We start from the raw sequence: 22557 nt of genomic DNA, 5'->3' as shown, positions 1-22557 counted from the left end.
GGGTTGGGGCTTAAACGCTGCGCTTCGGGCGCAGCCTCACCACGATGTCGACATTGGCGATCTCCATGCCTGCGGGTGGCTCCGGCAGGTTGGAGACGGTCACCGGACCGCTTTCTATATCGAAGATCCTGTTTTCGCCTTCGATGTAAAAATGATGGTGATCGGAGGTGTTGGTGTCGAAATAGGTCTTGGACCCCTCGACTGCCAGGATGCGCAGCAGGCCGGCCTGGGTGAACTGGTGAAGCGCGTTGTAGACGGTGGCGAGCGAGACCGGCACGCCGGCGGCGACCGCCTCTTCATGCAGTTCCTCGGCCGAAAGGTGGCGGTCGCCCTTGGCAAACAGCAGATCGGCCAGCGCAATGCGTTGGCGTGTCGGCCTGAGGCCGGCTTCGCGAACCCGCTTGTCCACAGCGACATTTTCCTTCCGGCAGCCCCGATCCATCTATCCGTCCAAGCCCACAGTTCTGCCTCAAGACACGCCCAGAGTGGCGAAAAAACGTCATCGGCCGAAACTGGATACCTCCCGACATATATTCTGTTGGCGGAATACGATCAATAGAGCGACGTGCGGCCAGTTGGACGCACCAAATGCGCTCTATCACTTTTGGCGTAGCATCGTGCTTTCTGGAAATCGGAATCGATTTCCAGGCCGATGCGAGAGCGCGCATTGACCCGGGCAGACGGGCGGGTTAAGCGCAAACGCCGGTTTCCGGCCCGAATGGGATTGTGTTAGGAAACCAACGACAAGGGCGCCCCACCGCCCGGGACGATTATGGGGACGAGACATATGGCGGGTTCGAAATCCAGCTACGGTTATGAGGAATTGCTCGCCTGCGCCCGCGGCGAGCTGTTCGGGCCCGGCAACGCCCAGCTACCCTACCCGCCCATGCTGATGTTCGACCGCATCACCGAGATCAGCGAGACCGGCGGCGCCTACGACAAGGGCTTCATCCGTGCCGAATTCGACATCAAGCCGGACCTGTGGTTCTTCGCCTGCCATTTCATCGGCAATCCGATCATGCCGGGGTGCCTGGGCCTTGACGCCATGTGGCAATTGACGGGTTTTTACCTCGGCTGGCTCGGCGAGCCGGGCAAGGGCATGGCGCTGTCGACCGGCGAGGTCAAGTTCAAGGGCATGGTGACGCCTTCGGTCAAGAAGGTGGAATACGGCATCGATTTCAAGCGCGTCATGCGTGGACGCCTGGTGCTCGGTATCGCCGATGGCTGGCTTAAGGCCGACGGCGAACCCATATACGCTGCGACGGACCTCAAGGTGGGGCTGTCCAAGCAATCGGCCGCCTGACCGGCGCCACTGCAGCGGCGCGTTCTTCCGAGACGCAACGCCGCTGCGGCATTTTGATTTTGCGTATGATCGCCGGCGAAAACCGACTAGGGTTTCGGGATCATCCGCTGGAAGGAGTTGCGAATGAGAAGGGTCGTCGTCACAGGCCTCGGCATCGTATCGTCGATCGGCAACAACGCCAACGAGGTGCAATCCTCGCTCCATGATGCCAAATCAGGCATCAGCTTCTCAGATTCCTTCGCCGAACACGGCTTCCGCTGCCAGGTCTGGGGTGCGCCGACGCTCGACCCGACCCCTATGATCGACCGGCGCGCCATGCGCTTCCTGAGCCAGGGCGCGGCCTGGAACCATGTCGCGATGGACCAGGCGATCGCCGACGCCGGGCTTGGCGAAAGCGACATCACCAATGAGCGCACCGGCATCGTCATGGGCTCGGGTGGCCCCTCGACCCGCACCATCGTCGAGGCGGCCGAGACCACGCTCAAGAACAACAGCCCCAAGCGCATCGGTCCGTTCGCGGTGCCGAAGGCGATGTCGTCGACCGCGTCGGCGACGCTCGCCACCTGGTTCAAGATCCACGGCGTCAACTATTCGATCTCGTCGGCCTGCTCGACCTCGGCGCATTGCATCGGCAACGCCTACGAACTGATCCAGTGGGGCAAGCAGGATGTGATGTTTGCCGGCGGCCATGAGGACCTCGACTGGACGATGTCGGACCTGTTCGATGCCATGGGGGCGATGTCGTCGAAGTATAACGACAAGGCGTCAACAGCGTCACGCGCGTATGACGCCAATCGCGATGGCTTCGTCATCGCGGGTGGCGCGGGCGTCCTCATCCTGGAGGAGCTCGAACACGCCAAGGCGCGCGGGGCCAAGATCTACGCTGAGATCGTCGGCTATGGCGCGACGTCGGACGGTTACGACATGGTGGCGCCGTCGGGCGAAGGCGCGGTGCGCTGCATGCGCCAGGCTCTGGCGACGGTGTCCACGCCGGTCGACTACATCAACACCCACGGCACCTCGACGCCGGTCGGCGATTCCCGGGAAATGGGCGCCATCCGAGAGGTGTTCGGCGAGAAGATGCCGTTCATCACCTCGACCAAGTCGCTGACCGGCCATTCGCTGGGTGCCGCCGGCGTACAGGAATCGATCTACTCGATCCTGATGATGCAAGGCGGCTTCATCGGCGAGAGCGCCCATATCGAAAACCTCGATCCCGAATTCGAGGGCATGCCGATCGTGCGCAAGCGCATCGACGACGCCAGGATCGACACGGTTTTGTCCAACTCGTTCGGCTTCGGTGGCACCAACGCAACGCTGATTTTCCAGCGCTATTCCGCATAAGGCCAGCGTTTTTTTTGTAGGGGGATTGCCGGCCATGGACGGACTGATGAAGGGCAAGCGCGGGCTTGTCATGGGCGTCGCCAACGATCATTCGATCGCCTGGGGCATCGCCAGGAAATTGTCCGAACACGGAGCGGAGCTTGCCTTCACCTATCAGGGCGACGCATTCGGGCGCCGCGTCAAGCCGCTTGCCGAGAAGCTTGGCGCGTCTCTGGTGGTGCCCTGTGACGTCGAGGACAGCGCATCGGTCGCCGCCACCTTCGAGACGCTCGGCAAGGAATGGGGCGGGCTCGACTTCGTCGTCCACGCCATCGGCTTTTCCGACAAGAACGAGCTCAAAGGGCTCTACGCCGACACCAGCCGCGACAATTTCGTCCGCACCATGGTCATCTCCTGCTACTCCTTCACCGAGGTCGCCCGCCATGCCGCCCCGCTGATGAGCGAAGGCGGCGCGATGATCACGCTGACCTATGCCGGCTCTGTCCGCGTCATGCCGAACTACAACGTCATGGGCGTCGCCAAGGCCGGGCTGGAAGCCAGCGTGCGGTATCTCGCCAACGATTATGGCCCGCGCGGCATCCGGGTGAACGGCATATCGGCGGGACCGGTGCGTACTTTGGCCGGCGCCGGAATCTCGGACGCCCGCCACATGTACTCCTACCAGCAGCGCAACTCGCCGCTGCGCCGCACGGTGACCATCGACGAGGTCGGCGGCTCGGCGCTCTATCTTTTGTCCGACCTCTCGTCAGGCGTCACCGGCGAAATCCATTATGTGGATTCCGGCTATCACATCGTGTCGATGCCAACCCTGGATGAGTTGAAGCAGACCGACAGCGTACGCGATTAACTCACCAGTAAAATTAGATGCATCGGCGGAAACTCATTTTAAGGAGATATCCGCTAGAAGTCCTATAGGCTTGGGCTCTGCGCGTTCTTGCTGGGCGCAAAGGATGCTTTAGCCTTTATGAATTTGCGCTTGATATTCCCGAAAGTCGAGTTGATTTCGGGATCATGCGACAGGGACTGAGCAATGCCTGCTGTCAGCAACCCGAAGCGGACACCTGTGTTCCGGCTGCTCACCGTCGCCAGTTCGGGCCTTGGCAGTTTCATCCTTGGGCTTTGGGGCCTCCGGCATGGTTTCGGGGACGGCTTTGCCGGCATGCAGGCGGAAACCATGATCGGCATCGCGTCGGCGCTATGCGCGCTGGCCGCCGGTGCTGCCTTGTCCTTCTTCGCCGGCGTCGATGAATCGGTGGACTACGTTTTCAACGAAACCCATTTTGACAAGCTGACCGGGCTTTTTGCGCGGCCGGCGATGGTCGGCAGGATTGCCGACGCGGCGTCCGCGACGATCAGGACCGGTGAGCCGGTGTTCCTCATCGACATCGACATCGACCGCTTCAAGCAGATCAACGACGCGATCGGCTACAGCCATGGCGACGAACTGATCCGCGGCTTCACCAAGCGGTTGAAGGCCTGCATGCCCGAAGGCGCGGTGATGGGGCGCATCGGCGCCGGCGAGTTCGCTATCCTTGTCTGGGAACACCAACTCCAAAGGTCCATGGAAAGCACCGTCGAAACCATGATCGAGGAGATGCTGAAGCCGTACCAGCTCGATTCCCACCTGCAGTCGGTCGGCCTGTCGGTCGGCATCGTGGCGATGCCAAAGGATGGCGTCGATCCGGTCCTCATCCTGCGCCACTCCAACCTGGCGCTGCAGAATGCCCGCGCCGGCGGCGTGGGCAACTGGTCGGTCTTCCATTCCGACATGGGCCAGGTCGCCGACTACCGCCACTGGATTGAATCCGAACTGCACATCGCCTTCGACCGTGGCGATTTCGACCTTCATTACCAGCCGCAGTTCGACCTGCCGACCGGCCGTATCGTCGGCTACGAGGCGCTGATCCGCTGGAAGCACCCGGAACGCGGCATGATCCCGCCGATGGAATTCATTCCGATCGCCGAAGAGACCGGCATGATCCACCCGATCGGCAATTGGGTGCTGAACAAGGCCTGCAGCGATGCCCGTTATTTGCCCGAGGACTGCTTCGTTGCCGTCAACATCTCGCCGGTCCAGTTCATGACCAAGGATTTCGTCGGCATCGTGCGCGACACGATGGCCAGCACCGGCATCAAGCCGTCGCCCTGGAGCTCGAACTGACCGAGACGGCGATGATGCAGGACCGTGACCGCGCCGCGATCATCCTGCAGCAGCTTGCCGACATGGGCATCTCGGTGGCGGTCGACGATTTCGGCACCGGCTATTCCAATCTGAGCTACCTGATCGACTTCGCCTTCGGCAAGCTGAAGATCGACCGCTCGTTCGTCAGCCGCATCGACACCGATTCCAATTCGGGCGCCGTCGTCTCCACCATCGTTGGCCTGTCGCGGGCGCTCGGCGTCGGCATCATCGCCGAAGGCGTCGAGACCGAGAACCAGGCGACGCTTTTGCGAGCAGCTGGTTGCGAGATGGTGCAGGGCTATCTGTTCGGCAGGCCGGCGCCGCTCAAGATCAAGCCCGGCGATATCAGAGCGACCATTCCCGTCCACGAGCCGGCGCGCATCGTCAGCATGCATTGAGGCGACCGGCACCGTCCTATCGGCGCGCGGAGAAAACCTTGAACATGCCGTCGCGGGCGAGCTCGGCATGGCTGGAGAAGACGGCCTTCAGAACCGGTTCGTAAGGCAGCTGACGGTTCGCCACCATGAACAGCCGCCCGCCCGGCTTCAGCGCCTTGCCCGCCGCCTGGATCATGCCGGCGCCGATTTCCGGCTCGGCCGCCCGGCTGCGATGGAAGGGCGGGTTCATGACGATGGCATCATAGCGCCGCTCGACCGGCTCGCTCAGCAGATCGGTCCAGAAGAAGCCGGGCTCGAAGCCTGTCTGGCCGATATTGCCCCTGGCCGCCTCAAGCGCGTCGAAATCCGCTTCGTAAAGGTCGAGCCCTGTTATGCCGGGTGAACGTGCCGCGACCTCGGTGGCGACATAACCCCAGCCGGCGCAGAAATCGGCAATGTTGCCGCGCAGGTCTTTGGGCAGGTTGTCGACCAGAAGTTTCGAGCCGGCATCGATGCGGTCGAAGGAGAACATGCCAGGCGCGGTGCGGAAGCGGCCCTCTACGGCTAAAGCAGGATTGGCGACGCGCAGTTTTTCCGCAGGCGCCAGATCGACCGGACGGCGAAGCCAGAAGGCGATGCCGTGATATTTCGGCAGATGCCCTTCGATGGGGACAAGCTCGTCGATGCGCTTGCGCAGGCTGGCGATGCCTTCGTCCTTGCCGCCGGCGACAACGATCAGACCGCCCGGCGTGACGCGTTCGATCGCCTCGGCAATACGCATCTCGTTTAGCCCACGATGGCGGCCGGCAAGCACGAGCGCTGCATCGGATGCATCGCCTTCCGCGCGCGGCGTTACCTTGTGACCGGCACGCTCCAGCGCTCGGAGATGCGGCCGGAAACCCTGTGCAAGATGGAGCTCTGCCTCGAAGCCTTCCGGCAAGCGGAAGCCGGGCTCCGCACCCAGGAACAACACACGCTCGCCCTTTTGCGGCAGAGGGAGCGCCTCGGCCTCGAAGGGATGGAACAGTGTCTTCAGCGGCTCAGCGGCCATTCTTCGATTCTCATGTCGTAGACGGGTCTTAAACGAAAACGGGCGCGACATAAGCCGCGCCCGTTCAACTCTATTGTCAGAGCGCTCAGGCGGCGTTTTCTTCGCCTTCGGCCTTCTTGTCGCGGGCGATTTCCTTGCCGGTGGCCTGGTCGACGACCTTCATTGACAGGCGGACCTTGCCGCGCTCGTCGAAGCCCATCAGCTTGACCCAGACCTTGTCGCCTTCCTTGACGACGTCCGAGGTCTTGGCGACCCGGTCGTTGGCAAGCTGCGAGATGTGGACGAGGCCGTCACGCGGACCGAAGAAGTTGACGAAAGCGCCGAAGTCGGCGGTCTTGACGACCGTGCCTTCGTAGATCTCGCCGACTTCCGGCTCGGCGACGATGGTATGGATCCACTTCTTGGCCGCCTCGATCTCCTTGGCGTTCGACGAAGCGATCTTGACCGTGCCGTCGTCCTCGATGTTGATCTTGGCGCCGGTCTTCTCGACGATCTCGCGGATAACCTTGCCGCCGGAGCCGATCACGTCGCGGATCTTGTCGGTCGGGATGTGCATGACCTCGATGCGCGGTGCGAACTCACCGAGTTCGGGGCGGGCGCCGGTCAGAGCATGCGCCATCTCGCTGAGGATATGCTGGCGGCCATCCTTGGCCTGGTCCAGCGCGATCTTCATGATCTCCTCGGTGATGCCCTCGATCTTGATGTCCATCTGCAGCGAGGTGATGCCGCCTTCGGTACCGGCGACCTTGAAGTCCATGTCGCCGAGGTGATCTTCGTCACCCAGGATGTCGGACAGAACCGCGAAGCGCTCGCCTTCCTTGATCAGGCCCATCGCGATACCAGCAACCGGCTTGGCCAGCGGAACGCCGGCATCCATCAGCGCCAGCGATGTGCCGCAGACGGTGGCCATCGACGACGAACCGTTGGACTCGGTGATCTCCGAGACGACGCGCAGCGTGTAGGGGAACTGGTCCGCGCTCGGCAGCATCGGACGGATGGCGCGCCAGGCGAGCTTGCCGTGGCCGATTTCGCGGCGGCCCGGCGAACCCATGCGGCCGGTCTCGCCGACGGAGTAGGGAGGGAAGTTGTAGTGAAGGAGGAACTTCTCCTTGTACATGCCGGTCAGCGAATCGACATACTGCTCGTCCTCGCCGGTGCCCAGCGTGGCAACGACCAGCGCCTGGGTCTCGCCGCGGGTGAACAGCGCCGAACCGTGCGTGCGCGGCAGGACGCCGACTTCCGAGACGATCTTGCGGACAGTCTTGAGGTCACGGCCATCGATGCGCGAACCGGTGTCGAGAATGTTCCAGCGCACGACCTTGGCCTGGAGTTCCTTGAACACCGAACCGATCTGCTCGGAGGTGTACTTGGCGTCTTCGCCTTCGGCCGGAGCGAACGCTGCCTTGACCTTCGCCTTGACGGCGTCGACGGCGGCGTAACGCTTCTGCTTATCGACGTTCTTGTAGGCATTGCTGAGCTCGTCGCCGACGATCTTCAGCATTTCGGCTTCAAGCGCGGAGTAGTCCGGCGCTGTGAAATCGCGCGGCTCCTTGGCGGCAACTTCGGCCAGCTTGATGATGGCGTCGATCACCGGCTGGAAGCCCCTGTGGCCGAACATGACGGCGCCGAGCATCAGCTCTTCGCCGAGTTCCTTGGCTTCGGACTCGACCATCAGCACGGCGTCGGCGGTGCCGGCGACAATGAGGTCGAGCCTGGATTCCTGCATCTCGTCGACATGCGGGTTGAGCACGTATTCGCCGTTGATGTAGCCGACGCGAGCGCCGCCGATCGGGCCCATGAAGGGAACGCCCGACAGCGTCAAAGCGGCCGAGGTGGCGACGATCGACAGGATATCGGGATCGTTCTCGAGGTCATGCTGGACGACGGTGACGACGATCTGGGTGTCGTTCTTGTAGCCGTCGGCGAAGAGCGGGCGGATCGGGCGGTCGATCAGGCGGGAAACCAGCGTTTCCTTTTCGCTCGGACGTCCCTCGCGCTTGAAGTAGCCGCCCGGGATCTTGCCGGCGGCGTAGGTCTTTTCCTGGTAGTTGACGGTCAGCGGGAAGAAATCGAGGCCTGGCTTCGGCTCCTTCATCGAAACGACGGTGGCGAGAACCTTGGTTTCGCCGTAGGTCGCAAGCACCGCGCCGTCAGCCTGACGTGCGATCTTGCCGGTTTCCAGGATGAGCGGACGGCCGCCCCATTCGATTTCCACTTTGTGGTAGTTGAACATATCTTGTCCTTAATAAGCGGAAAGGGCCGCGCCGTTTCACGGTGCGCGGATGCCCTTTCCCTGGCTTCCTTTCTCGGGCAGCCACGGGCAAGACAACGGGAAGCTCGGGTAGATTTCGGCGCTGGTTAGCGCACGAGCGTCCTGCAATCCTGCCCCATGACCGTCCATGGGCGGTTTCGAGTGGCCTCTGCGCGCTCGAAACCGGTCTGGCCAATCGATGCGACTGGCAGAATGCGCGACCGGCGGGCTCTCCTTCGAAAGCCCGCCGGTCAATTCGTCAACGGCGCAGACCGAGCTTCTCGATCAACGTCTGATAGCGCGCGTCATCCTTGCGCTTGAGATAATCAAGCAGGCTGCGGCGCTGGGAGACGAGAGCGAGCAGACCACGGCGGGAATGGTTATCCTTCTTGTGGTCCTTGAAGTGGTCGGTCAGGTTCTTGATGCGCTCGGAAAGGATGGCCACCTGGACTTCCGGAGACCCGGTATCGCCCTTGGCGGTTGCGAATTCACCCATCAATTCCTGTTTGCGCTCGGCAGTAATCGACATCGTGTTTTTCCTTATCTGTTTGAGGAAACGGGTCGCCCTCAGCCGGGATGTCGTCCAGCAGGGGCCGGTGCAAGCAAAGCGACATGGCGCGATGCTGCGGCGCATATAAGGCAATTCCCTGGAAAACACCAGCCCATTCATAAAGCCGGCTCCTCGCAGCCCTTTGCTCAGGAATCCAGGATCCCCCTGACACCTGAAGCTTACAGCCACTTTTTGCTTTTGAAGAAGACGATCAGCCCGACAGCAACGGCCAGCATGAACAGCAGCGAAGCCGGGTAGCCATAGTAGGCTTTCAGTTCCGGCATGTTCCACGGCGAGCTCTCGGGATCGAAATTCATCCCCCAGATACCGACCAGGAAGGTTAGCGGCATGAAAATCACCGAGACGATGGTGAGATAAGAGATCACATCGTTCGTGCGCGCCTGGCTCAGCGACAAATGCATTTCGATCAAGCCGGTCAGCATATCACGCTGGTTCTCGACCAGCTCGATCAGCCGCAATGCGTGGTCGAGCGTGTCGTTGAAGAAGATTTTCGTCTCCGGCTTCACATAGGGCACGTCGTTGCGGATCAGCGTCGCCAGCGCGTCGCGCATCGGCCACAGCACGCCCTTGAGCACATTGGCGTCGCGCCGCAATTCGTGCAGCTGGCGCATCTGATGCTTGTGAGGCGTGTTGAGCATCTCGTCCTCGATGCCATCGACCTCCTCGCTAGCGGCCTCAATCGGCGGGAAATAGCTGTCGACGATGGAATCGATGAGCGCATAGGCCAGATAGTCGGCGCCGCGCATCCGCAAGCGGTTGGGCAACGCTGCGGCGATGCGCTTGCGCACGGGGTCGAACGGATCGCCTTCGCGCTCCTGGAAGGTGACGACGAATTTCTTGCCGAAGAACACCGCGATCTGCTCATAGCGATGCACCTTGACGTCGTCGATCATGCGCATGACGACGAAGGCGTGGTCCTCGAAGAAGTCGACCTTCGGCCGCTGGCCGGTGTTGACGACATCTTCCAGAGCCAGTGGATGCAGGTTGAAGATCCGGCCGATCTCCTCGATCAGCTGGATGTTGGCGAGACCGGTGCAGTCCAGCCAGACGACCGGCCAGTTGTCGCAATGGGTGTTGAGATCGTCGATGCTGGCATCGTTGATGGTCTTGAATTTTTCAGGCGAAATCAGCGTCAGCCGCAGCTCGGACCGTCGCGCCGCCGGATCGGCGATCAGCGTGCCGGGCGAGGCGCCAACCGGCGGCCGCCGCGTTGTCACCGGCGCCCGCTTCTTCACCGCCTCAGCCTTTGCCATGTGCCCCTCGGATGTGACGTCGACGTAAGACTAGACGAGAGTGGTCAGCCGGCAAAGACCCGCTTCGGCTTGAACATGCCTTGCTCGATGGCGCCGATGGCGACAAGCTTGCCGCGCGCGGTGGCGCAGGCTTCCTCGGCTTCCACGGGCGCGTCGCGGCCGCGGATGATGACGGGATTGCCAAGGCGGATCTTGGTCGCCGCTTCGTCGCTGATGGCGATCTGGGGCAGGCAGTCGAGCGCGGCAGCCGTGTCGACAAGCAGCGCATCGATGGCGCCAAAGTCGATCGGCGCATCGGCAACATCGGCGTCGCCCTCTCCGTCAGCTTCGCGCTGTTCGCCGAAACGGGCGGCTTCCAGTTCGGCGAGGGTGACGAAATCCTCCTGGGTGAACGGCTCGACCTCGACCCGGCGCAATTCGGCGATGTGGCCGAAGCAGCCGAGGTCGCGGCCCATGTCGCGGGCCAGCGAGCGCACATAGGTGCCCTTGCCGCATTCGACCTCGAACAAGGTGTGGTCGGCAGCGTGCTCGACGATGTCCAGACGGCCGATCTCGATCTCGCGCGCGGGGATGTCGACCGCCTCGCCCCCACGGGCGAGATCGTAGGCGCGTTCGCCTGATATCTTGATGGCCGAGAATTGCGGCGGTGTCTGCATGATGACGCCGGTGTAGTTCGGCAGCAGCGCCCTGACGTCGTTTTCCGCCGGACGGCGGTCGGAACTTTGCGCCACCGGGCCTTCGAGATCGTCGGTCGAACGCTCCTCGCCCCAGGCGACGGTGAACCGGTAGATCTTGGCGCCGTCCTGCACATAAGGCACGGTCTTGGTTGCCTCGCCGAGCGCGATCGGCAGCATGCCAGAGGCCAGCGGGTCGAGTGTGCCGGCATGGCCGGCCTTCTCGGCCTGGAAAAGCCATTTGATCTTGGAGACGGCTTCGGTCGAACCCATGCCAACCGGCTTATCCAGCACCACCCAGCCGGAGATCGGCCGGCCCTTCTTCTTGCCGCGGCGCCCCACTATTTCTCGTCCTTGTCGTTGTCTTCGCCATCGGCACCCAAGTCTCGCGCGACTTCGGGCGATTTCAGCAAATCGTTGATCCTGGCGAAATTGTCGAAGGACGTATCGAGCTTGAAGCGGAACTCCGGCATGAATTTCATCTGGCGGAGCGCGCCGGAGACGCGGCCACGGACGAACTTCGCATGCTTGTTGAGCGCGTCGATGACCGCACCCGTGTCCTTGGCGCCGAGCGGCGAAACGAAGGCCGTTGCGACCCTCAGATCAGTGGACATGCGCACTTCCGAGACCGAAACCACGGTGTTCTCGATCAGCGGGTCGATAATCTCGCCGCGCTGCAAGGTTTCCGACAGCGCATGGCGCACCTGTTCGGCGACGCGAAGCATGCGCTGGGATGGGCTGGAGGCGGTTGGACGGGGCATTTTTCTCAATCCGGAAAGCGTGAGGCGCGGGATGGGACCGTGCCGCCATGTCTCATATTTGTTCTATGCATGTCGTTTATCCCGCACTTTTGGGCGACAGGCATTAAAGTTAGGGCGGCGGTCTTTCGACCACCGCCCGGTCGTATCGACGGTATACGAACTCAGAGCGTCCGGGTCACCATCTCGACGCGGAAGCACTCGATGATGTCGCCGACGCGCATGTCCTCGTAGTTCTGGAAGGCCATGCCGCACTCCTGGCCGCCCGGAACTTCCGCGACTTCATCCTTGAAGCGCTTGAGGGTCTTCAGCGTACCTTCGTGGATGACGACGTTGTCGCGGATCAGGCGCACGCCCGCTCCACGCTCGACCTTGCCTTCGGTGACACGGCAGCCGGCGATCTTGCCGACCTTGGTGATGTCGAAGATCTCGAGGATCTCGGCATTGCCGATGAAGGTCTCTCGGCGTTCCGGCGACAGCAGGCCGGAAAGTGCTGCCTTCACATCATCGACGAGGTTGTAGATGATCGAGTAGTAGCGGATTTCGATGCCCGCGGCCGCCGCGGCCGCACGTGCCTGCACGTTGGCACGGACGTTGAAGCCGATGATCGCGGCCCCCGAGGTCTCCGCCAGCGACACGTCGCTTTCGGTGATGGCGCCGGCGCCGGCATGAACGATGCGCGCACGCACCTCGTCGGTGCCAAGCTTGTCGAGAGCGGCGTTGATCGCCTCGATCGAACCCTGCACGTCGCCCTTGATGACCAGCGGGAATTCCTTCAACCCGCTTGTCTGCAGCTGCGACATCATCTGTTCGAGCGAGCCGCGCTGGCCGGCATGGCGAGCCACTGCCTTCTCGCGCGCCAGACGCTGGCGGTATTCGGTGATCTCGCGGGCGCGGGCCTCGTTGTTGACGACAGCGAAGCGGTCGCCGGCTTGCGGCGTGCCCTGCAGGCCGAGCACCTCGACCGGCATAGCCGGCGGCGCCTCCTTGATCTGCTCGCCACGGTCGTTGACCAGAGCGCGCACCCGGCCCCACTCATTGCCGGCGACGAGGATGTCGCCCGGCATCAAAGTGCCGGTCTGCACCAGTACGGTGGCGACGGGGCCACGGCCCTTGTCGAGCTGGGCTTCGATGACCACGCCCTCGGCGGTACGGTCCGGATTGGCCTTGAGGTCGAGGATTTCGGCCTGCAGCAGGATCGCTTCCAACAGCTTGTCGAGGTTGGTGCCCTTGGTCGCCGACACTTCGACGTCCAGCACTTCACCGCCCATCGATTCGACGAACACCTCATGGCGCAGCAGTTCCGACCGCACCTTCTGCGGATCGGCATCATGCTTGTCGATCTTGTTGATCGCCACGATGATCGGAACGCCGGCCGCCTTGGCATGGCTGATCGATTCGATGGTCTGCGGCATGACGCTGTCGTCGGCCGCCACCACCAGGATGGCGATGTCGGTCGCCTGAGCGCCGCGGGCGCGCATCGCCGTGAAGGCGGCGTGACCGGGCGTGTCGATGAAGGTGATCTTCTGACCGTTCTTCTCGACCTGGTAGGCGCCGATATGCTGGGTGATGCCGCCGGCTTCGCCGGAGACGACATTGGCATTGCGGATGGCGTCGAGCAGCGAGGTCTTGCCGTGGTCGACATGGCCCATGATGGTCACGACAGGCGGCCGCGACACCAGGTCCTCGGCATTGTCGGCAATGTTGAACAGGCCTTCCTCGATGTCGGACTCGGCGACGCGGCGGACCGTGTGGCCGAATTCGGTGGCGACCAGCTCGGCCGTGTCGGCGTCGATGATGTCGCCCGGCTTCAGGATCTGGCCCTGCTTCATGAAGTACTTGACCACATCGACAGCGCGCTCGGACATGCGCTGCGCCAGTTCCTGGATGGTGATGGTTTCAGGCAGGATCACTTCGCGCATAACCTTCTCGCGCGGCTCATTATGCATCGCGCGCTTGAATTTTTCCTGGCGGCGACGCATCGACGACAGCGAGCGGGCGCGCGCGTCCTCGTCGGAAAGCGCCGTGTTGAGGGTCAGCTTGCCGCGACGACGGTCTTCCTCGGCCTTGGTCGGCTTGGCCGGGCGCGCCACTTCGGGCGTAACCGGACGGCGTACCGGGGCGCCGGCGGCGGTGCGCTTCGGCTTGACCTCTTCCTCGTCGTCCGATGCCACAAGCTCGGCAGCCTGCGGCGCGCGGCGGCGCGCTTCTTCCTCGGCGCGGCGGCGGGACTCGGCCTCGGTCTGCAGGCGGGCTTCTTCCTCGGCCTGACGGCGCGCGGATTCCTCGCGCTCGCGCTTGCGGCGTTCCTCATCCTCGTTGCGGCGCTTGGCCTCTTCGATGGCGCGTTGGCGGTCCTCGACGTCGCGAACCTTGGAGCCTTCGAGCGCCCTGCGGCGCGCTTCCATTTCATTGCGCGACAGTTCGTTCAGCACCATGCCGCCGCGTTCGGCCGGCGGCGGCGGAGGCGGCGCCTTAGGCGCTTCCTGCACGACGGGGGCTGCCACTACCGCGGGCTTGGGCGTAAATACGGGTGCAGCCACCGGCTCCGGCTTGTCGCCGGGCATGGAGAATTTGCGCTTCTTGATCTCGACCTGGACCTGCTTGGTGCGGCCATGCGAGAAATTCTGTCGCACGACGCTCTGCTCTGTACCGGGGCGCTTCAGCGTCAAGGTCTTCTTCGGTGTAACACTCAACGTCTTATCGTCGCCCGATTTCGTATCGCTCATTCCATATCCTCTGCAGCATCATCTTCGTCAGCAACGGCCGCAAGCATTGCCAGATCGTCGGGGGTTCCGCCCCGATATCGGTCGAGCGCAACCATGCGCCTCTCAACCGCCTTGCCCGCGTCTCCCGCGAGAACGGCAGCATGTATCACATTTGTACCCCCCAATGCCAAGCTCAACTCGGCCTCGGAGAAAAGTTTGTAGGCAAGGACTGCCGGCCCGCCGAGGTGGACAGTTGCCCGCCGCGCCTGACTGATCTTGCGCACGCCATCGTCGGATGCCTCGGTCGCGTGGAGCACGAAAAGCGCCGACCCCGAGCGCACCGCGCTCTCGACCTTGGTTGCGCCGAGTGCGATCGAGCCAGCCTTGCGGGCAAGGCCAAGCATACCCAAAGCGGATCGTGCAAGCAGTCCGTCGACCATGCCGCCGAAATCGGGCGGCACGACGACCTGCGCCTTGAAGGCGCGGGCAAACAGGTTCTTCGCCGCCGCCTTGTCGATATGTAGGCGGTCGGCGCTCACCCAACAACCACGGCCGGGCAGATTTCTCTTCAGGTCAGGAACGACGGCCGAATCCGGGCCGACGACGAAACGGATCAGCTCATCCGGCTCGGCTTGCTTGCGCGTGACGATGCAGGTGCGATCGTTCATCTCGTCCTGGGGCGGGTTGTGTGCGATGCGGTTTCACCTCACGCACCAACGGCTTCGTCAGCCGGGACCTGTTCGGCTGCAAGCTCGTCTTCGGTGATCCAGCCGGCCTTGAGGCGGGCTGCCAGAACCATCTGCTCGGCGTCGGCGCGCGACACGCCGTGATTGGCGAGCACACCCGGGAATACCTTGGTCTCGCCGTCCTTGCGTTCCTTCCAGCCGGTCAGGTCGTCGGCGGCATAGCCGGCGAAATCCTCGATCGTCTTCACGCCATCCTCGCCGAGCGTCACCATCATGGCGGTGGTGACGCCAGGGATCTCGCGCAGTTCGTCGGTGACGCCCAGCGCCTTGCGCTTGTCGTCATGCTCGGCTTCGATCTTCTCCAGATATTCGCGGGCGCGGGTCTGGATCTCCGAAGCGGTGTCTTCGTCGAAACCGTCGATCGAGGCGATCTCGCCCGAATCGACGTAGGCAACTTCCTCGACGCTGGTGAAGCCTTCGGAGGCCAACACCTGGCCGACCATCTCGTCGACATCAAGGGCTTCCATGAACAGCGACGAGCGTTCGACGAATTCCTTCTGGCGGCGCTCAGACTCCTCGGCCTCGGTCAGGATGTCGATGTCCCAGCCGGTGAGCTGCGAGGCAAGACGCACGTTCTGGCCACGACGACCGATGGCAAGCGACAGCTGGTCATCGGGAACCACCACTTCGATGCGCTCGGCATCCTCGTCGAGCACGACCTTGGCGACTTCCGCCGGCTGCAGCGCGTTGACGATGAAGGAGGCAGCCGAAGGCGACCACGGGATGATGTCGATCTTTTCGCCCTGCAATTCGCCGACCACGGCCTGGACGCGGCTGCCGCGCATACCGACGCAGGCGCCGACCGGATCGATCGACGAGTCACGCGAAATGACGGCGATCTTAGCGCGCGAGCCTGGGTCGCGGGCGACCGACTTGATCTCGATGATGCCGTCATAGATTTCCGGCACTTCCATGGTGAAGAGCTTGGCCATGAACTGCGGATGGGTGCGCGACAGGAATATCTGCGGGCCGCGCTGTTCGCGGCGCACGTCGTAGACATAGGCGCGGACGCGGTCGCCGTACTTGTAGTTTTCACGCGGGATCAGCTCGTCGCGGCGGATAATCGCCTCGCCACGGCCGAGATCGACGATGACGTTGCCATATTCGACGCGCTTGACGGTGCCGTTGACGATCTCACCGATGCGGTCCTTGTATTCGTCATACTGGCGGTCGCGCTCGGCCTCGCGCACTTTCTGCACGATGACCTGCTTGGCTGACTGGGCGGCGATGCGGCCGAAATCCATTGGCGGCAGCTGTTCGGCGATGAAGTCGCCAAGCTGGGCGTCCGGATTGCGCTCGCGGGCCGAGGAAATGGCGATCTGGGTGGCGTAGTCGTCGACCTTCTCGACCACTTCCATCAGCCGCTGCAGCTTCATCTCGCCGGTGTTGGCGTTGATGTCGGCGCGGATGTTGGTTTCCTGGCCGTAGCGCGAGCGCGCCGCCTTCTGGATCGCATCAGCCATGGCGGCAATGACGATCGACTTGTCGATCGACTTTTCACGCGCCACCGCGTCGGCGATCTGCAGCAGTTCAAGTCTGTTGGCGCTTACAACCATCTTATTTCTCCCGAGCTTGTTGCCGAGCTTTTAGGCCCGGCCGCTCATCATAGTTCCTGTTCGATTTCGTCTTCCGCGCCGCCTTCAGCACCTTCGGGTGCATCATCAGCTTCGCCGCGGCGTTTCTTGGCTTCCTTGCGTTCCCGGTTGTCCTTCGAAAGGGCATCGCGAATAAGGTCGTCGGTGAGGATCAGCCGCACATCGGCGATCGCGTCATAAGGAATGCGAACCGTCGGCTCTTCGCCGTAGGCGGCCTTGTCGCGCTCGAGCAGCATGTCGTCTTCGCCGGCTTCGGCGATCTTGCCCTTGAAGCGCTTGCGGTCGGCGACCGGCACCGAGGTTTCCATCTTCACCAGATGGCCGGTCCAGGTGACGAAATCCGACTTGCGTACCAGCGGCCGGTCGATGCCCGGCGACGACACTTCGAGATGATAGGCCTTCTCGATCGGGTCATCGACGTCGAGCGCCGGCGACACAGCGCGGCTGACCTCTTCGCAATCCTCGACGGTCATGATGCCGTCCTCGCGTTCGGCCATGATCTGCAGCGTCAGGCCGTTCTGGCCCGACAGATGCACCCGCACGAGACGGAAGCCAATGCCTCGCAACACCGGCTGAACGATCAGCGCGATGCGCGCATCGATACCGCTTTCGCGGATGATGCGGTCGTCGGCTTCGCTTGCCGTTGCAGTCATGCGTTTCCTGTCGTTCTATGGGTCAGGATGATCGTCGTCCCGAACCATCTCTTTGCTGATGGCTGACCGGCAGGTAATAAAAAAGAGCGGGACCGGGTGGACCCACTCTTCGTCATACCGACCAAGAATTTGAGGCTGATATAGACGATCCCGGCCAGTGTTTCAAGTCTGTTGAGGGGCCGGGCAGAGTGCAGCCGGCGACGGCTGGCAGGATTGCGCGGGGCGCATGCCGGCTATGCGGTAACGGCCCTGTGATCCAGGATGTCACATCGCTATCTATGGTGCACTGCACAAATCAAAGATGAGCGCGCGGTGGCGCGCGAAAGGTCAAGACAATGAGCAACCGTACCGTGTTTTCCGCCATAGGCGACGCCTTTGCCCTGTTCGGCAGCGCCGTTGCCGCCTCGCGGGCCGTCGAAGCCGGCCGCAAGCCGCGCGCCAACGATCTGCGCCGGCTTGGCATGGACCCGACCGCTTTCGGCAAGATCGGCCGTTTCTGAAGCCAGACCGGCTGTCGATGCGGGACACTTTCCCGCATCGAACTATTTTCTGATGAAGGTGAGATAGGCCGGCCGTCGGCCCTCGCGAATGGCTTTTGCCTCGTAGCGTGTGCCCGGCCAGCCTTCATAGGGCCGATGCCAGTCGGCCCCATCTTGCACCTGCCAGAGGAGCCCGCCATGCGCCCGACAGTGCAACAAGGTCCAGTTCACATAGGTGTCGATGTCGGATGCGAAGCGGAATTTTCCGCCCGGCTTCAGCACGCGCGCGAACCGATCGAGGTTGAGCGGGCTGACAAAACGCCGCTTCCAGTGCTTTTTCTTCGGCCAGGGATCGGGGTAGAGCAGATCGATGCCGTCGAGCGACGCCTGCGGCAACCAATCGAGCAGGCGCGTGGCGTCGTCGTCATAAACGCGAAGATTGGCAAGCGGCTTTTCCCGCACCGCCATCATCAGCTTGGCCATGCCGTTGACGAACGGCTCGACACCGATGAAGCCGGTCGCCGGTGCCTCCGTGGCACGGTGCAGCAGATGCTCACCGCCGCCGAAGCCGATTTCCAGCCGAACCGTTGAAACATCCGCTGAGAATAGCGCGCGCAATTCTGCCGGTGCCTGGACGGAGAGGTCGAGGCCATAGGCCCCAAGACCGCTTTCCAGCGCCGCCGCCTGCTGCGGGCGAATGGTCTTGCCGTGCCGGCGGCCGAAGAACCCTTCGGTCGCCCGGCTCCGCCTGTCCTGTGGATCCATGGCCTGGTCGCGCGCCGCGCTTAGATTGAGATGAGATTTGGGATTGAGATGAGATTTGGCTGAAATCTCATCTCAATCTAATCCTTTGTTGGAGCATGATCTTTTCCAAAAAACCGGTACCCACTTTTTGGAATCATGCCTAAGCAGCGATCGCGTCCTTGAGCGCCTTGGCCAGATCGGTCTTTTCCCAGGAGAAGGACCCGTCTCGGCCGGCCTTGCGGCCGAAATGGCCGTAGGACGAGGTCTTTGCGTAGATCGGCTTGTTGAGGTCGAGATGCCTGCGGATGCCGGATGGCGACAAATCCATCACCGTGCGCAGCGCTTCCTCGAGCTTGGCCTCGTCGACCTTGCCGGTGCCGTGCAGGTCGACATAGACCGACAGCGGCTGGGCAACGCCGATGGCGTAGGACAGCTGGATGGTGCAGCGGTCGGCGAGCTTGGCCGCCACTACATTTTTGGCGAGATAGCGCGCCGCATAGGCGGCAGAGCGGTCGACCTTGGTGGTGTCCTTGCCGGAGAAGGCGCCGCCGCCGTGCGGGGCAGCACCACCGTAGGTGTCGACGATGATCTTGCGGCCGGTCAGGCCGGCGTCGCCGTCCGGTCCACCGATGACGAACTTGCCCGTCGGGTTGATGTACCACATGCAATCGTCGGCGATCTTGAGGTCGCCGAGCGCCTCACGGATGTAAGGCTCAACGACCTTGCGGACCTTCTTGGAATCCCAGGTCGCGTCGAGATGCTGCGTCGACAGCACGATCTGCGTCGCTTCGGCGGCTTTGCCATCGACATAGCGAACGGTGACCTGGCTCTTGGCGTCGGGTCCGAGCTTGCCGGCTTCGCCGTTGTTTTCGTGACGGGCAGCGGCGAGCAGTTCGAGAATCTTGTGGCTGTAATAGATCGGCGCCGGCATCAGGTCCGGGGTCTCGCGGCAGGCATAGCCGAACATGATGCCCTGGTCGCCGGCACCCTCTTCGCCCTGGCGGTCGGCGGCGTTGTCGACTCCCTGGCCGATGTCGGGCGACTGGCCGTGCAGCAGAACCTCGATCTTTGCCGTCTTCCAGTGGAAGCCGGCCTGCTCGTAGCCGATTTCGCGGATCGCCTTGCGGGCGACCGACTTGAACTTGGCCGGGTTGACGACCGAATGCCCGGCGGCGTCCTTGAGGATGTTGCCGGCTTTGTCCCGCTTCAGCAGAGTATCGGGAACCCTTACTTCGCCGGCGATGACGACGCGGTTGGTGGTTGCGAGCGTCTCGCAGGCGACGCGGACTTTCCATGGGTCCATGCCGGTCTTCTTGGCCTCGCGATAGACCAGATCGACGATCTCGTCCGAGATGCGGTCACAGACTTTATCGGGATGACCCTCGGCCACGGATTCCGAGGTGAAGAAGTAGTTCTGCCGCGTCACGGGTGTCCCCTCTTGAAAAAACGATCGGCAGGGCTGCCGATTTTGGCGCGCCACGTGTTAACGGTGCCGGGCGCCGCTCGTCAAGCGGTGCCGCGGTTCTGGCATGAGTGCCGCAGCAATATATCTTGTACCACCGGCGGCTTGGCGCCGCCGGCAGTCGAGCCTCTGGGCTACTCGGACCCAGGGGATTACTGGGGCCCAATGGGTCAATCGACCCACCGAATCACTCGGCATCTTCGGCAGAAAGGGACTTCACAAGGTCGATAATCCGGCGGCGCACCTTCACATCCGCGATCTTGACGAACGCGCGGTTGAGCTGAAGCCCTTCCGGACTGCCGCAGAATTCGACGGCGAAAGCCATCGAAGTGTCCTCGGCAAATCCTCTATTACCCACCGGCTCCTGCCCTGGCGCATCCTCGAAAAAGAAGGCGACAGGCACGCTGAGTATCGAGGCTATTGCCTGCAGACGGCTGGCGCCGACGCGGTTCGTTCCTTTTTCATATTTTTGGATCTGCTGAAACGTAATACCGAGATTTTCACCAAGCTTTTCCTGGCTCATTCCAAGCATATTGCGCCGAAGGCGGACGCGACTTCCGACATGGATGTCGATCGGATTCGGTTTCTTCTTGTTTTCTTCTGTCATTTTTTCCTCGCCGAATTTTTCCGGCCTTTTCTATTTTTCTCGCCCAACGAAGCCGGAGCCAACTGCCCCAACAGAAACACCAACCGACTTCGAGAAAATTAGGCGGTAACAGTATGAGTTTCTAATGTGTCGACTGTCAATTCACCCGTAGCCGTTGCCTTACGTTCAAGCTGAGGGCGATTGCGGCAAACACCAACATGATCAGCATTCCGTTAATGCGCCGCCGCGCGGCGGAGATGAAGGCTTGGCCGGAGATCGGCACCCGCACGTCGATGGCGCCACGTGCATCGACCGCCAATGCGTCGACGATGCGTCCGCGCGTATCGACAACGGCGGAAATGCCGTTGTTGGCGGCGCGCAACAGCGGCAATCCGTTTTCCACCGCGCGAATCTGAGCCTGCCTGAAATGCTGGTACGGCCCGGGCGTGTCGCCGAACCATGCGTCGTTGGTGACGTTCACAATAAGCTGGGATGACGTTGCGTCAACAGCCACAAGATCAGGAAAGATCACCTCGTAGCAAATAAACGGCAAGGCGCTGATGCCGCCGGGCAAAGCGATCGGATGGCGCTCGTTGCCGGCGGCGAAATTCATCGGCCCGGCGACGAGCTGTCCGATGCCGAAGCGGCTGAGCAGACCGGAAAACGGCAGATACTCGCCGAACGGGACCAGATGGACCTTGTCGACGGCATCAGCGATTTCGCCCTTGTCATCGATCGCCACCACCGAATTGTAGTAGCGGCTGTCGGCATCCGCCCCGGATCCGCGCTCCTCGCGCACGACGCCGGCAATCAGCATCTGACCAGGCTGCAGCATGTCGCCGACCGCGGTCAGCGCGTCCGGACGCTCGGTGAACAGGAAGGGTACCGAGGTCTCCGGCCACAGGATCAACTGCGGTTTGTTATGGCCGGGATCGGGCGCTGCGGCCGACAGGCCCATCATCGTGGCGAAGATGCGGTCGCGCACCGAAGTGTCCCATTTTTCGCTGAGGTCGACATCCGGTTGCACGATACGGACATCGAGAGTGCGGGTTGCCGGCTTGTCGGGGGTCGCGAGCCTGACATAGCCGAAGCCGGCATGGGCGGCGACGAGAATGGCAAGCAGGACCACACCGAGACGGACATGCCGGCGTGCTGCAAGCAAGGCCGGCATGGCGAAGACAAAGACCGCCAGCGCGTTCATGCCGACCATGCCGGTCACCGACACGCTTTGCATCAACAGCGGCACGGGCATCGCCGCATAGCCGACGGCATTCCAGGGAAAGCCGGTGAACAGGAAGCCGCGCAGCCATTCCGTCAGGCCAAAAGCAAAGGCAAGGGCGGCAACGCGGCCAATATCGTTGGTCCATAACAGCCGCGCGACGACGGTGGCGAAGCCGTAGAAAAATGCCAGCGCCAAAGGAATGCCTACGACCGCGAAGGGTAAGGCCCAGGCGAAACTGTCGGCCTCGACCAGAAGCGCCTCGCCGATCCACCACAGGCCGGCGAGGAAATAGCCGAAGCCGAACCACCAGCCGATGGCAAAAGCCGGCCGCAGGCGCCTGAGCCAGCCGTCGGAAGCCTCGCCGGTGGCGCCGTCGAGCAGCCAGACCAGCAGTGGAAACGAGACGAAACAGACGGCGAAGAAATCGTAAGGCGCCTGGGCGAGCACCGCCAGCGCCCCGGCAAGAAACGCCACCAGCGCGCGCCGCCAGCCCCAAAGCAGAATTATCCGGCCGGCAAGGCGCTCCATACAGACTTCCCAGGTCGCGCGAATCAGGAGCCAAGATTTATCAGATTTATTGAAACGCGAACCGGCCGAT

Annotated in this window: 19 protein-coding genes and 1 pseudogene; 5 read left to right on the top strand and 15 right to left on the bottom strand. The window is 62.5% G+C overall.

Annotation, left to right across the window (positions count from 1 at the left end; all coding sequences use genetic code 11):
* Nucleotides 1-10: 10 nt before the first annotated feature.
* On the bottom strand, nt 11-442 hold the full coding sequence (gene irrA / locus NKI46_RS12695; protein WP_352459195.1) for an iron response transcriptional regulator IrrA: 432 nt from the start codon (nt 440-442) through the stop codon (nt 11-13).
* 345 nt (nt 443-787) lie between these two features.
* On the opposite strand from irrA, the gene fabA reads away from it, so the two are divergent.
* From fabA to NKI46_RS12675, 4 genes and pseudogenes are all read left to right on the top strand, one after another.
* A complete protein-coding gene (gene fabA, locus NKI46_RS12690) occupies nt 788-1303 on the top strand; it encodes a 3-hydroxyacyl-[acyl-carrier-protein] dehydratase FabA (protein ID WP_023738185.1) in 516 nt (171 codons plus the stop codon).
* Between the two features lie 123 nt (nt 1304-1426).
* A complete protein-coding gene (fabB, locus tag NKI46_RS12685; RefSeq protein WP_352459197.1) occupies nt 1427-2647 on the top strand; it encodes a beta-ketoacyl-ACP synthase I in 1221 nt (406 codons plus the stop codon).
* A 34-nt stretch (nt 2648-2681) separates the two neighbouring features.
* Nucleotides 2682-3494, top strand: coding sequence for an enoyl-ACP reductase FabI (gene fabI / locus NKI46_RS12680; protein WP_023669564.1), 813 nt, complete (start codon nt 2682-2684; stop codon nt 3492-3494).
* Between the two features lie 183 nt (nt 3495-3677).
* A pseudogene (locus NKI46_RS12675) lies at nt 3678-5227 on the top strand (putative bifunctional diguanylate cyclase/phosphodiesterase).
* 16 nt (nt 5228-5243) lie between these two features.
* Here the strand turns inward: NKI46_RS12675 and NKI46_RS12670 are convergent.
* From NKI46_RS12670 to rimP, 10 genes are all read right to left on the bottom strand, one after another.
* Complete coding sequence (locus tag NKI46_RS12670; protein ID WP_352746446.1) at nt 5244-6257, bottom strand: class I SAM-dependent methyltransferase; 1014 nt, start codon at nt 6255-6257, stop codon at nt 5244-5246.
* 85 nt (nt 6258-6342) lie between these two features.
* On the bottom strand, nt 6343-8490 hold the full coding sequence (pnp, locus tag NKI46_RS12665) for a polyribonucleotide nucleotidyltransferase (RefSeq protein WP_023682005.1): 2148 nt from the start codon (nt 8488-8490) through the stop codon (nt 6343-6345).
* Between the two features lie 277 nt (nt 8491-8767).
* Nucleotides 8768-9142: a 30S ribosomal protein S15 gene (gene rpsO / locus NKI46_RS12660; RefSeq protein ID WP_280790898.1), complete on the bottom strand. Its 375-nt coding sequence runs from the start codon at nt 9140-9142 to the stop codon at nt 8768-8770.
* Between the two features lie 95 nt (nt 9143-9237).
* On the bottom strand, nt 9238-10332 hold the full coding sequence (gene corA / locus NKI46_RS12655; protein WP_023682006.1) for a magnesium/cobalt transporter CorA: 1095 nt from the start codon (nt 10330-10332) through the stop codon (nt 9238-9240).
* A 44-nt stretch (nt 10333-10376) separates the two neighbouring features.
* Nucleotides 10377-11348, bottom strand: coding sequence for a tRNA pseudouridine(55) synthase TruB (truB, locus tag NKI46_RS12650; protein WP_352746442.1), 972 nt, complete (start codon nt 11346-11348; stop codon nt 10377-10379).
* On the bottom strand, nt 11348-11767 hold the full coding sequence (rbfA, locus tag NKI46_RS12645) for a 30S ribosome-binding factor RbfA (RefSeq protein WP_023669558.1): 420 nt from the start codon (nt 11765-11767) through the stop codon (nt 11348-11350). Before rbfA ends, truB begins: the two co-directional genes overlap by 1 nt.
* Nucleotides 11768-11928: 161 nt before the next feature.
* Nucleotides 11929-14493, bottom strand: coding sequence for a translation initiation factor IF-2 (gene infB, locus NKI46_RS12640; RefSeq protein WP_023669557.1), 2565 nt, complete (start codon nt 14491-14493; stop codon nt 11929-11931).
* The gene (locus NKI46_RS12635) at nt 14490-15140 is read right to left on the bottom strand and encodes an RNA-binding protein (RefSeq protein ID WP_352746439.1); all 651 of its coding nucleotides are present in this window, start codon (nt 15138-15140) and stop codon (nt 14490-14492) included. Before NKI46_RS12635 ends, infB begins: the two co-directional genes overlap by 4 nt.
* Before the next feature lie 38 nt (nt 15141-15178).
* Complete coding sequence (gene nusA, locus NKI46_RS12630; RefSeq protein WP_023669555.1) at nt 15179-16774, bottom strand: transcription termination factor NusA; 1596 nt, start codon at nt 16772-16774, stop codon at nt 15179-15181.
* 47 nt (nt 16775-16821) lie between these two features.
* Nucleotides 16822-17466, bottom strand: a complete 645-nt coding sequence (rimP, locus tag NKI46_RS12625; RefSeq protein ID WP_352746437.1) for a ribosome maturation factor RimP — start codon at nt 17464-17466, stop codon at nt 16822-16824.
* 335 nt (nt 17467-17801) lie between these two features.
* Here rimP and NKI46_RS12620 point away from each other — a divergent pair, with 335 nt between their 5' ends.
* Nucleotides 17802-17966: a hypothetical protein gene (locus NKI46_RS12620; protein WP_023669553.1), complete on the top strand. Its 165-nt coding sequence runs from the start codon at nt 17802-17804 to the stop codon at nt 17964-17966.
* A 42-nt stretch (nt 17967-18008) separates the two neighbouring features.
* Here NKI46_RS12620 and trmB read toward each other — a convergent pair whose 3' ends face one another.
* The 4 genes from trmB to lnt form a co-directional block, all read right to left on the bottom strand.
* On the bottom strand, nt 18009-18710 hold the full coding sequence (gene trmB / locus NKI46_RS12615; RefSeq protein WP_023699459.1) for a tRNA (guanine(46)-N(7))-methyltransferase TrmB: 702 nt from the start codon (nt 18708-18710) through the stop codon (nt 18009-18011).
* Nucleotides 18711-18849: 139 nt separating this feature from the next.
* Nucleotides 18850-20115, bottom strand: coding sequence for a methionine adenosyltransferase (metK, locus tag NKI46_RS12610; protein WP_023669551.1), 1266 nt, complete (start codon nt 20113-20115; stop codon nt 18850-18852).
* A 223-nt stretch (nt 20116-20338) separates the two neighbouring features.
* Nucleotides 20339-20758, bottom strand: coding sequence for a helix-turn-helix domain-containing protein (locus tag NKI46_RS12605; protein WP_023669550.1), 420 nt, complete (start codon nt 20756-20758; stop codon nt 20339-20341).
* A gap of 136 nt (nt 20759-20894) precedes the next feature.
* Nucleotides 20895-22487, bottom strand: coding sequence for an apolipoprotein N-acyltransferase (gene lnt / locus NKI46_RS12600; protein WP_023715302.1), 1593 nt, complete (start codon nt 22485-22487; stop codon nt 20895-20897).
* Nucleotides 22488-22557 lie beyond the last annotated feature (70 nt).

The organism is Mesorhizobium sp. M0615, from assembly GCF_040320805.1.
Lineage (GTDB): Bacteria > Pseudomonadota > Alphaproteobacteria > Rhizobiales > Rhizobiaceae > Mesorhizobium.
The sequence above is the reverse complement of the archived record's forward strand: the minus strand, read 5'-3'. Positions and strand labels throughout refer to the sequence as shown.

What these genes read in the sequence shown, in the direction of transcription:
- irrA (WP_352459195.1), bottom strand. Translation starts at nt 442, where the DNA reads ATGGATCGGGGCTGCCGGAAGGAAAATGTCGCTGTGGACAAGCGGGTT.
- fabA (WP_023738185.1), top strand. Translation starts at nt 788, where the DNA reads ATGGCGGGTTCGAAATCCAGCTACGGTTATGAGGAATTGCTCGCCTGC.
- fabB (WP_352459197.1), top strand. Translation starts at nt 1,427, where the DNA reads ATGAGAAGGGTCGTCGTCACAGGCCTCGGCATCGTATCGTCGATCGGC.
- fabI (WP_023669564.1), top strand. Translation starts at nt 2,682, where the DNA reads ATGGACGGACTGATGAAGGGCAAGCGCGGGCTTGTCATGGGCGTCGCC.
- NKI46_RS12670 (WP_352746446.1), bottom strand. Translation starts at nt 6,257, where the DNA reads ATGGCCGCTGAGCCGCTGAAGACACTGTTCCATCCCTTCGAGGCCGAG.
- pnp (WP_023682005.1), bottom strand. Translation starts at nt 8,490, where the DNA reads ATGTTCAACTACCACAAAGTGGAAATCGAATGGGGCGGCCGTCCGCTC.
- rpsO (WP_280790898.1), bottom strand. Translation starts at nt 9,142, where the DNA reads ATGCGCCGCAGCATCGCGCCATGTCGCTTTGCTTGCACCGGCCCCTGC.
- corA (WP_023682006.1), bottom strand. Translation starts at nt 10,332, where the DNA reads ATGGCAAAGGCTGAGGCGGTGAAGAAGCGGGCGCCGGTGACAACGCGG.
- rbfA (WP_023669558.1), bottom strand. Translation starts at nt 11,767, where the DNA reads ATGCCCCGTCCAACCGCCTCCAGCCCATCCCAGCGCATGCTTCGCGTC.
- infB (WP_023669557.1), bottom strand. Translation starts at nt 14,493, where the DNA reads ATGAGCGATACGAAATCGGGCGACGATAAGACGTTGAGTGTTACACCG.
- NKI46_RS12635 (WP_352746439.1), bottom strand. Translation starts at nt 15,140, where the DNA reads ATGAACGATCGCACCTGCATCGTCACGCGCAAGCAAGCCGAGCCGGAT.
- nusA (WP_023669555.1), bottom strand. Translation starts at nt 16,774, where the DNA reads ATGGTTGTAAGCGCCAACAGACTTGAACTGCTGCAGATCGCCGACGCG.
- rimP (WP_352746437.1), bottom strand. Translation starts at nt 17,466, where the DNA reads ATGACTGCAACGGCAAGCGAAGCCGACGACCGCATCATCCGCGAAAGC.
- NKI46_RS12620 (WP_023669553.1), top strand. Translation starts at nt 17,802, where the DNA reads ATGAGCAACCGTACCGTGTTTTCCGCCATAGGCGACGCCTTTGCCCTG.
- trmB (WP_023699459.1), bottom strand. Translation starts at nt 18,710, where the DNA reads ATGGATCCACAGGACAGGCGGAGCCGGGCGACCGAAGGGTTCTTCGGC.
- NKI46_RS12605 (WP_023669550.1), bottom strand. Translation starts at nt 20,758, where the DNA reads ATGACAGAAGAAAACAAGAAGAAACCGAATCCGATCGACATCCATGTC.
- lnt (WP_023715302.1), bottom strand. Translation starts at nt 22,487, where the DNA reads ATGGAGCGCCTTGCCGGCCGGATAATTCTGCTTTGGGGCTGGCGGCGC.